General features: G+C 63.6%; 6 protein-coding genes. All 6 read right to left on the minus strand.

Features of this window, described 5'->3' with window-relative positions; all coding sequences use genetic code 11:
* On the minus strand, positions 1–2,319 hold a 2,319-nt coding region (gene mutS / locus VN004_RS17485; RefSeq protein WP_325612727.1), incomplete at its 3' end, for a DNA mismatch repair protein MutS.
* Positions 2,320–2,474: 155 nt separating this feature from the next.
* On the minus strand, positions 2,475–3,494 hold the full coding sequence (locus tag VN004_RS17490; RefSeq protein WP_325612730.1) for an amidohydrolase family protein: 1,020 nt from the start codon (positions 3,492–3,494) through the stop codon (positions 2,475–2,477).
* Positions 3,495–3,530: 36 nt separating this feature from the next.
* A complete protein-coding gene (locus tag VN004_RS17495; protein ID WP_325612732.1) occupies positions 3,531–5,240 on the minus strand; it encodes a thiamine pyrophosphate-requiring protein in 1,710 nt (569 codons plus the stop codon).
* A 155-nt stretch (positions 5,241–5,395) separates the two neighbouring features.
* The gene (locus VN004_RS17500; RefSeq protein WP_325612736.1) at positions 5,396–6,940 is read right to left on the minus strand and encodes an indolepyruvate oxidoreductase subunit beta family protein; all 1,545 of its coding nucleotides are present in this window, start codon (positions 6,938–6,940) and stop codon (positions 5,396–5,398) included.
* Positions 6,937–9,123, minus strand: a complete 2,187-nt coding sequence (locus VN004_RS17505; RefSeq protein ID WP_325612742.1) for an indolepyruvate ferredoxin oxidoreductase subunit alpha — start codon at positions 9,121–9,123, stop codon at positions 6,937–6,939. Before VN004_RS17505 ends, VN004_RS17500 begins: the two co-directional genes overlap by 4 nt.
* A 111-nt stretch (positions 9,124–9,234) precedes the next feature.
* A partial coding sequence (locus tag VN004_RS17510; RefSeq protein ID WP_325612740.1) for a TRAP transporter large permease subunit occupies positions 9,235–9,603 on the minus strand: 369 nt, incomplete at its 5' end.

A 9,603-nucleotide genomic window follows, 5' to 3' on the forward strand; every position in this document is an offset into this window, starting at 1 on the left:
GTGGAAATGCGTGGCGAAGAGCGCGCGGCAGCGGTTCTGCTCGTGCAGGTGCTCGATTGCGGCCCAGGCGATGGAGAGGCCGTCGAAGGTCGCCGTGCCGCGGCCGATCTCGTCCAGGATCACGAGCGAGCGGCGCGTCGCCTGGTTCAGGATCGCCGCGGTCTCCACCATTTCCACCATGAAGGTGGAACGCCCGCGCGCGAGATCGTCGGCAGCACCGACGCGGGAAAACAGCCGGTCCACGATTCCGATTTCGGCGCGCCGGGCGGGAACGAAACTCCCCATCTGCGCAAGGATCGCGATCAGCGCATTCTGGCGCAGGAAGGTTGATTTGCCCGCCATGTTCGGGCCGGTCAGCAACCAGATGCGGCCGCCTTTGCTGGCCGCATCCTTGTCCGGCGCGGACAGATCGCAATCATTGGCGATGAACGGCTCGCGGATCGACTGTTCGACCACGGGATGGCGGCCACCTTCGACGACGAAGGACAGCGAGGTGTCGAGCGCCGGGCGAACGTAATCGCGCTCGACCGCGAGCGCAGCCAGCGCGGAGGAAACATCCAGCGCGGCGAGCGCATCCGCCGCGGCGACGATGTCGGCAGTCGCATCCCGCACTTGCGCCGCGAGGCGCTCGAAAAGCTCGAGTTCGAGGCCAAGCGAGCGATCGGCGGCGCTGACGATCTTGGCTTCCAGCTCTCCGAGTTCGGTGGTGGTGAAGCGGACCTGCCCCGCCAGGGTCTGTCGATGGATGAACCGCGCGTTGAGCGGCGGCGCCAGCAGCTTTTCTCCGTGCTGGGCCGTCACCTCGACGAAATAGCCGAGGACGTTGTTGTGACGGATCTTCAGGATGCGGACGCCGGTTTCTTCGGCGTAGCGGGCCTGCAATTCGGCAATGACCTTGCGCGAACGATCGCGCAAGGCTCGCATTTCGTCGAGCGTTGCATCATAGCCATCGCGAATAAATCCGCCGTCGCGTTTGAAGGCGGGGAGCTCGTCAGCCAGCGCGATGGTCAGATCGCGCACCAGATGCGCGGATGGACGCGCGAGCGCCGCGGCGGCGTCGGTTATCTCGCGCGGCGCAGTATTCAGCGACGACAACCGCTTCGCGAGATCCGACGCCGCGGCAAGACCATCGCGGATCGCGGCGAGATCGCGAGGGCCGCCGCGTCCGATGACAAGCCGCGACAAGGCGCGCGCAAGATCCGGCGCAGCCTTGAGACTTGTGCGGACCGCGTTGCGCGTGGCGGCATCGTCAACGAACAGGGCGACCGCATCCAGCCGCCGGCCGATCGCCTCGGCGTCAGTGAGTGGCGCCGCCAGGCGCTGTGCCAGCAATCGCGCCCCGGCCGACGTCACCGTGCGGTCGATTGCGGCGAGCAGCGAGCCTCGCCGCTCACCTGACAGCGTTCGGATCAGTTCGAGATTGGCGCGCGTTGCCGCATCGATCGCGAGTGCGGTGCCGGGATTCTCCCGCATCGGCGGCGAGAGCGGCGGGCGTTTGCCGAATTGGGTCCGCTCGACATAGGTCACGCAGGCTGCGGCGGCGGTGAGTTCGAGCCGCGAGAGCGCGCCGAAGCTTTCGGTTGTCGCGACATTGAAATAATCCGACAGCCGGCGTTCGGCCGTGACGCCGTCGAACAGATCGCGGGTCAGCGGGACGACGTGCTCGAATGAGCGCAGCAGCGGTGCGACCCCGGCATCGGCATAAAGCGCGTCCGACACGATGATCTCGCCTGGCTCGATCCGCGCGATCTCGGCGCCGAGCTGTGCCGCATCGCATTCGGTCACGCGAAATTCGCCGGTCGAGATGTCGATCCACGCGATGGCGAAGCGCGCGGCATCGTCGTTCGAGGAGCTGCGGGCGCGGGCAATGGCGAGAAGGTAGTTGTTGCGCCGGGCATCGAGGAGGGAATCCTCTGTCAATGTGCCGGGTGTGACGAGGCGCACCACGCCGCGCTGCACGACGCTCTTGCCGCCGCGCTTTCTCGCTTCGGCCGGGTCTTCAAGTTGTTCGCAGACCGCGACGCGGTGCCCGAGCGCAATCAGCTTGTGCAGATATTCGTCGGAGCGCTCGACCGGCACGCCGCACATCGGAATATCGTTGCCGAGATGCTTGCCGCGCTTGGTAAGGACGATGCCGAGCGCGCGGGAGGCGATTTCCGCATCTTCGAAGAACAGCTCGTAAAAATCGCCCATCCGGTAGAACAACAGGCAACCCGGATTGGCCGCCTTGATCTCGATGAATTGTTCCATCATCGGCGTGACGCGGCCGGCATCGTCCGCTGGCTTGGGTGTCGCGCGGCCTGAATTGACGTCGGTCATCGGAGAGGAGGGGCGAGGCAGTTCTGCATCCATCGCCCGCAAATTACCAAACCGCCCCCGGAAAAAGAAATCGCCGGGGCGAACCCCGGCGAGTCATCAACAGCGCAGCTTCTGATGGCCGCCTCTGATCCCTGGCCCTCCGGAGAGGTGCCCCGTCAGCGGACAAATGTCTTGCCGGTGATCCGTTCCAGGTTCTTGTAATAAACCTTGTCGAGATCCTCCTTCGGCATACCGAACTCGTCGAGGATCCGCAGCGTCTCACGGATATACATCGTGCCCTTTTCCGGATCGAACGGGCAGTCTGACGCGAAGATCACGTTGTCGAGATCAAAGAATTCGAAGCCGATCTTCATTGCGCCTTCGGAGGTGAAGGTCGCGGTATCCGGATAGAAGTCGTGCTTGAAATAATCGAGCGGGCGCTTCTTCAGGCTCTTCAGCAGCGCGCCGTAATCCTCGTCCGAGGTGCGCGCGCCGAGCTGGTCCCAGCCCGGACCAACACGGCCTTCGAGTGTCGGCACGATCGAACCGAAATGGTGCACGATGACCTTGAGCTTCGGCATGTCGTCGAGGATTTTCGAGAAGACAAGCCGCGACATCATCGCAGCGGTTTCGTAGGCCCAGCCGAAGGTCCACCAGATTTCGTACAGCGACTTCTTTTCGCTCAGATAATCCGGAAAATTTGCGCCGCGCGACGGATGCACCCAGATCGGCTTGTCGAGCTTTTCCATCGCCGCGAAGAAGGGCCTGAATTCAGGCGCATCGAGCGGCTTGCCTTCCACATTGGTGAAGATTTGTACGCCGCAGGCGCCGAGCTCATTGATGGCGCGCGTAGCTTCGGCGACCCCGGCATCGGGGGCGCTGAGCGGCGACTGGGCGACGAAGCCGGCAAACTCGTCCGGATATTTCTGGCAAAGCTCCGCCATGCCGTCGTTGCCGATCCTGGCAAATTCCAGAGCAAGTTTTGGGTCGCCGCGCGAAACCTGTTCGAGCGTCGGCGCGGCAAGAGAGATCACCTGCTTGTAGTCCTTGAAACTGCCGACGATCCTGCGGCGGTGATCGATGTCGTGCAACGCCGGCACTTGCGTGGAGCGCTTGCCGATATCGGGCAGGCCGCTCGCCAGCAACTTCTCGAAATAGGCCTTGGGGAAGAAATGATTGAACGCGTCGATACGCATATGAATCCGACCTTGTTTGGGATGAAACCGGAAGCCCTAGTAAGGAGTGATGACGTTGAGGAGCGCCTGCTTTCCGTTGCGCACCGCTTCCTGGGCACGCTGCAGTGCGGCGGGTACGTCCTCCGGACGCTCTACCCGTTCGCCGTAACCGCCCTGAGCAGTGACGAATGCGTCGAAAGGCGGCGAGGGGTCAAGATCGGCGAGGAAGCGGCCGTCAGTCTCGCCGGCAACGCCATCCTTGAACATCGATAGCGTGGCTTTTCGCACCGCGCCGTAACGGCTGTTGTTGAATACGATCGAGAGGATCGGCAGGTTGAACTTGTCCTGCACCCAGTGGCTGACGGTCGGATTGCCGAACATGTAGCTGCCGTCCCCCAGCGTCGCCACGATGAGCTTCTCGGGCGACGCAAGCTTCGCGCCGATCGCAGCGCCGAGGCCCCAACCCAGGCCGCCTGCGGGCCCGACCGAGAAGAACGTCTGCGCGTTTTCACGGGGGCAATGTTCGAGCGACAACGGATATTCGTTGAAGATCACGGCGTCGGCGCCGAAGGCTTCGCCGATGCAGTGACTGAGATAGGCCGGCGTGATCTTGTCGGAAGCGCCGCGTGCTTCCTTGGCGGCCTTGTCCGCGCGGGCCTTGCGGCGCTCGGCAGATGTCTTGCGACGGGCTTCGATGCCTGCGCTCATCGCGCTCCGATGCTTCTGCAGTGCCGCGTGCAGGGCCTCGAAGACATCGGCGGAGCGCGCGACGAGCGACAGGTCGCTCGGGAAGGTGCGCATCGGATAGCGCTGATAGATCGGGTCCTCGCCGATATGTACGGCCTTGAAACCTGGTTTCAGCTTGTCCAGATGCGGATACCAGGGCACGTCGCATTCGGCATTGATGATCAGGTCGGCTTCCGTAACGAGCGGGCCGGAATCGTATCCCGCATGCATTGGATGACTGGCCGGCAACGTCACGACGCGCGGGTTGTGGTTGACGACCGGGATGGCGAACGCATCCGCAAGCTTCGCCAGCGCCGCAACCGCGCGCGGATCACCGTCCGACGATGTCACGATCAATGGCGAATGCGATTTTGCGATCCATTCCGCGAGTGTTTCGATGGCCTTCGGATCGGGGCTGCCCAGAACCGGCAATTGCCGCGGCGCCGACGACAATGTTTCGGAAACCGGCGCCGCCAGTGGCTCGCGCGGCAGCACGAGGTAAACCGGACCGCGCGGTGATGTCATCGTCATCTCATAGGCGCGGGCGGCGACATCGGCCGCCTGGTCGGGCACCTTGAGCTCGTAATCCCACTTGACCATCTCCCGCAGCATGCCGGCCTGGTCGAACATTTCCTGCGCCCAATGGATCGAGCGGCTGCGCGAACCGAAGCTGCCCTTTTCGGTGAAGGGCGTGCGGCCTGCGGCGAGGATCAATGGCGCGCGATCGCGTGCGGCATTGGTAATGTTGTTGATGGTGTTGCCGGTGCCGACATTGACGTGGACCATCACCGCCTGCGGCCGGCCCGTCATCAGATAGGCGCCATGTGCCATGGCGACCGCGAGATTTTCGTGCGGCACCAGCACCGGCTGGGGCAGTTTCGCGTTGCTGCCCTGAGCGCGGGTGAAGGCTTCGACGATCGGCGGAAAGTCGGTTCCGGGATTGCAGAAGAAATAATCGACGCCGTGCTCGGCAAGCGTCTTCAGGAATATTTCAGCTGCGATCGGTGACTGGCTTTGCGTCGCGCCGGATGGCTTTGACATTCGCTTCTCCAACGCTTTCTCCCGTTCATGCAGCAGACGCCGTCCTGCGTTCTTGTTTTGTCGTGCAGGGTCGAACGGGCGTTTGCGGGACTATCAGTCAGCGACCACGCATAGCGAACGGCTTCGTGCCTTACAATGCCGCTGGGGAATGCGGGCTATTCCGCTGCGATGCGGAACGATAATCGCGCATCGAACTCGTCGAGGCACTTCGCGAGCGACTGGCCCTCGGGATCGACCAAGGCCGCCGTCCGCGCGCTGGTGATGCCGTCGATGGCGTCCTGCGGCGGGATCGCGCCTTGCAACGCGGGCCGGATCAGACGCATTTCGATGGTCTGAAAATTCTGGGTTCCGCGCTTGTGGGTCGAGCCGTAGCCTTTGATCAGCCGGGCGCATTCGGCGATTTCGAGCGCAAGCGCGGGTGAGTACCGCGCCGCCTGCAGAATCATGCCGAGCCAGGCCTCGATCTGCGCCTGCTCCTCGACATAGCGGTGCATGTAACGGCGCAGGGGGCGAAGCTTCGCCAGAAGCCAGAACCGCAGATAGCCGGAGATGGATGTCGTCTTGACATACATCCCGACATGCACGGTATCGAGCCAGCCGCGCTTCTCCGAGAAAGCGATGATGCGTCGCGCCAAAGCGGGCGGGAGCACCTGACACATTTCCTCGATGCCGGGCTTCAGGAACTCGGTGACGGTATAGGGCTCATCCGTCTTTGCATTCAGTTCCTGCTCGATGCGCTGCATGCGAGAGGGGTCGATCTTCGCCTGCGCAACGCGGATCAGGTCCTCGAAGGACATGCGGACCGCGAGGTGCCGCGCCGTCTCGCGCAGCAACTTGCCCCCATCCTGCGCCTGCGCGTCGAGATCGCGCAGCGGTTCCAGCCGATCGAGGAACAGCCGCGCATAATTGTCATCCTGAAACCGTGCGAGCCGGCGCACGCCCTCAATCACGATGTCCTGCGCCGATTGCGGCATGGTCTGCCGGATCTCGCGCTCCAGCGTCGCAAGATCGTTGCGCGGCTTTTCGCGGCGCTTGGGTTCTGCGGCACGGCGCAGTGTTGTTGCTTCGGCATGCGCGGCGGCAAGTCCGGCGCGGAAGCCGCGGAGATTGGCCTCGGCAGCCTTGCCTTCCGCGCGGATCGCGCGCTCGAAGGCCTCGACCGGGATCGGCAGCTTGCCGCAGCCGGCAATGGCGCCGAGCATCACCGCATTGATCATGGAGCCGGCTTCCTTCGCGACCGCCTCCATGTCGAACAGGATGCGGCCTTGCGAATTCTTTTCCGCGGCTTCGAGGAGCCTAGCGTCGTCGAACCGGCCATCGCCCAGCGCCATCTTTTCGTTGATGACATAGAAGCGGCTGGTGGATGAGATCAGCAGCGTGCGGTCCGGCGTGCAGAAGCCGCCTGCGATACAGCGGCCGGCTTCCATGAATTCCGAAGAGACGAGGACGTCGATATCGCCGATCCCGGGCGCCAGCGCGAGCACCGGACGACGCGGGCCGAGTTGCTGCCAGGTGAGCGGATAAATCTCGATGTAATAGGTGGTGCCGCCGGTGCGCTGGGCGACGCCGGGGATCGAGGTCGACTGCGCCGGCAGGCCGAGATCGGCGGCCGCTGCCATGATCCAGTTGGTGAGCACGCCGCCGCCTTCGCCGCCAAGGGCGGCGATCAGCATCGTCACCGGGCGTTGCTGTGTCGTCATGCCGGCACCCGTTCACGCGCTGCGGCCGGCACTGCGCCAGCCGGCATTTCTCCAGAGGGCTGCCGTCCCGCAAACCACCCGATCACCGCGCGCCGGATGTTGAACAAAGTCCGATCCCACCAGGTCGCGTTGCGAATGATTTCCGCGCGATAGAAGGAGGGGCAGAGCACCGCGGCATGCGCAACTTCGCCGCACAGGCCGCAGCCGACGCAGGATTCGATCACGCTCGCAACCGGGTCGGTGCGCAGCGGGTCGGGCGAAGGCTTTACCGTGAGCGAGGGGCAGCCGGACAGCCGGATGCAGGAATGGTCGCCGGTGCAGATTTCATCGTCGACGCCGAACTTGGTGCGCACCACGCGCTCGCCGCGCGCGAGTTTGCCGGCATCCTCCGCGCGGACACGGCGCTGGCGCGCGAGCTGGCATTCGCCGTCCGCGATGATGACCTTCAGCCCATGTTCGGCGCTGGCCAGCGCTTCCTTGATCGTGGCCATCATCTTGCCGACCGAATAGGTGCGCACCTTGCGCATCCATTTGACGCCCATCGTTTTCAGCGTCTGCTCGATGTCGGCGGTCTGGCCTTCGCCTGCGCGGCTCGCCTTGGAGGACGGCATGTATTGCAGGCCGGTCGCGGAGGTATAGCCGTTCTGGAACACGATCAGCAGGCCGTCGCCCTTGTTGAAGAGGTTCGAGGTGACGCCGGTGATCAGACCGTTATGCCAGAAACCGCCGTCGCCCATGACGGCGATCGGACGCTTGTTGGTGTTCGGGCCGACCGCGGCGGCGCTCGCGAGCGACATGCCGTAGCCGAGAACCGAATTGCCCATGCTGAATGGCGCGAACAGGCCGAAGCAGTGACAGCCGATGTCGGCGGAGATGTGCCGGTTGCCGGTTTCGGCCTGTGTCAGTTTGAGTGCGGAGAAGACCGGACGCTCGGGGCAGCCGGTGCAGAAGGTCGGCGGACGCGGCGGCAGATCGCGCAGCGCGTGCTGGACCGCCGGAAGATGCGCGGTCAATTGCTTCAGCCGGTCGCCGATCGCGGCGATATCCACCCGTGCCGGCCTGGAGTCGATCAGGAACTGCGCGAGACCGCGCATCAGGACTTCCTGGGTGTATTCGCCGGCCTGCGGCAGCACATCCTTGCCGTGCAGCCTCGTCTGAATGTCGCCGCGGCGCAGCTCGGTCGCGACCATTTGCTCGATATATTCGGGGAAGCCTTCCTCGACGATGAGCACAGCCTTCTTGTCGGCGCAGAAGGATCGGATCTCCTCCGGGACCAGCGGATAAGTGACGTTGAGGCAGAGCACGGGCACGCGACATTCGCCGAACGCATCGGCGAAGCCGAGCCGCTCCAGCGCGCGCAGCGTGCCGTTGTAAAGACCGCCCTGCACGATGATGCCGATGTCTTTCAGATCGCCGGGAAAGACTTCGTTCAGCTTCTCGCGCATGATGAAATCACGGGCGACGGGCATCCGCTGATCCACCTTCAGCTTCTCGTGCGCGAAGGTGACCGGCGGATGGGCCAGACGCGTGAAGTTATGCGGGGCAGGCGAGGTGCGACTGAGTTCCGAAATCGCCGGCTTGATGTTGTTCTTGGCCTGGAAGGAGCCGGTGACGTGGCAGGCGCGGATGCGCAATTCGAGCATGACCGGGGCGTGGCTCGCCTCGGAAAGCTCGAACCCTTTTTCAACGATGCGCACGATGCTCGGAAGATCCGGCCTTGGGTCGAGGAGCCAGATCGAGGATTTCAGCGCATAGGCGTGCGAGCGCTCCTGGATCACCGCGCCGCCCTCGCCGTAATCCTCGCCGACGATGATCATGGCGCCGCCCATCACGCCGGGCGAGGCAAGATTGGAGAGCGCGTCCGAGGCGACATTGGTGCCGACGATGGCCTTCCACGTCACCGCACCGCGGATCGGGTAATTGATCGAAGCGCCGAGCATCGCGGCGGCTGAGGCTTCGTTGGTGCAGGTCTCGACATGGACGCCGAGTTCCTTGAGATAGTCCTCGGCGTCGACCATGACGTCGAGCAGGTGCGACACCGGCGCGCCCTGATAGCCGCCGACATAGGACACGCCGGACTGCAGCAGCGCCTTGGTCACGGCGAGGATGCCCTCGCCATGGAAGGTTTCGCCCTCGCCGAGACGAAGGGATTGCACTTCCTTCTTGAATGAACGTTCCATGATCTCGCTGCCGGAGAAATCGATCCTCTCCGGTATTTAGCAGCTTGGCACGATTATAAAAGGCACCGATTGGCCCCTCAAACCGTGCCGCGGCAAGGCCCGTCCCACCGGCCGCTACATGTGGGATGGCAGCCAGGTCGCCAGGATCGGGAACAGGACCAGAATGATCAGCCGGATGATGTCCGTGATGATGAACGGAATCACGCCGGCGAAGATCGTGGATATCTTGATGTCCTCGAGCACGCTCTTGATGACGAAAATATTCATGCCCACCGGCGGGTGAATGAGCCCGAGTTCCACGGTCATCACGATGATGATGCCGAACCAGATTGGGTCGAATCCCATCTGCTTGATCAGCGGGAAGATGATCGGAACCGTGAGGATCACGATCGCCAGCGCATCCATCAGGCAGCCCAGCAGGAGATACATGATCAGGATCAGCGTCAGCACGCCGTAATTGCCGATGCCGAGCCCGGTCAGGAA

The sequence above is a fragment of the Pseudorhodoplanes sp. genome, from assembly GCF_035565855.1.
GTDB lineage: Bacteria > Pseudomonadota > Alphaproteobacteria > Rhizobiales > Xanthobacteraceae > Pseudorhodoplanes.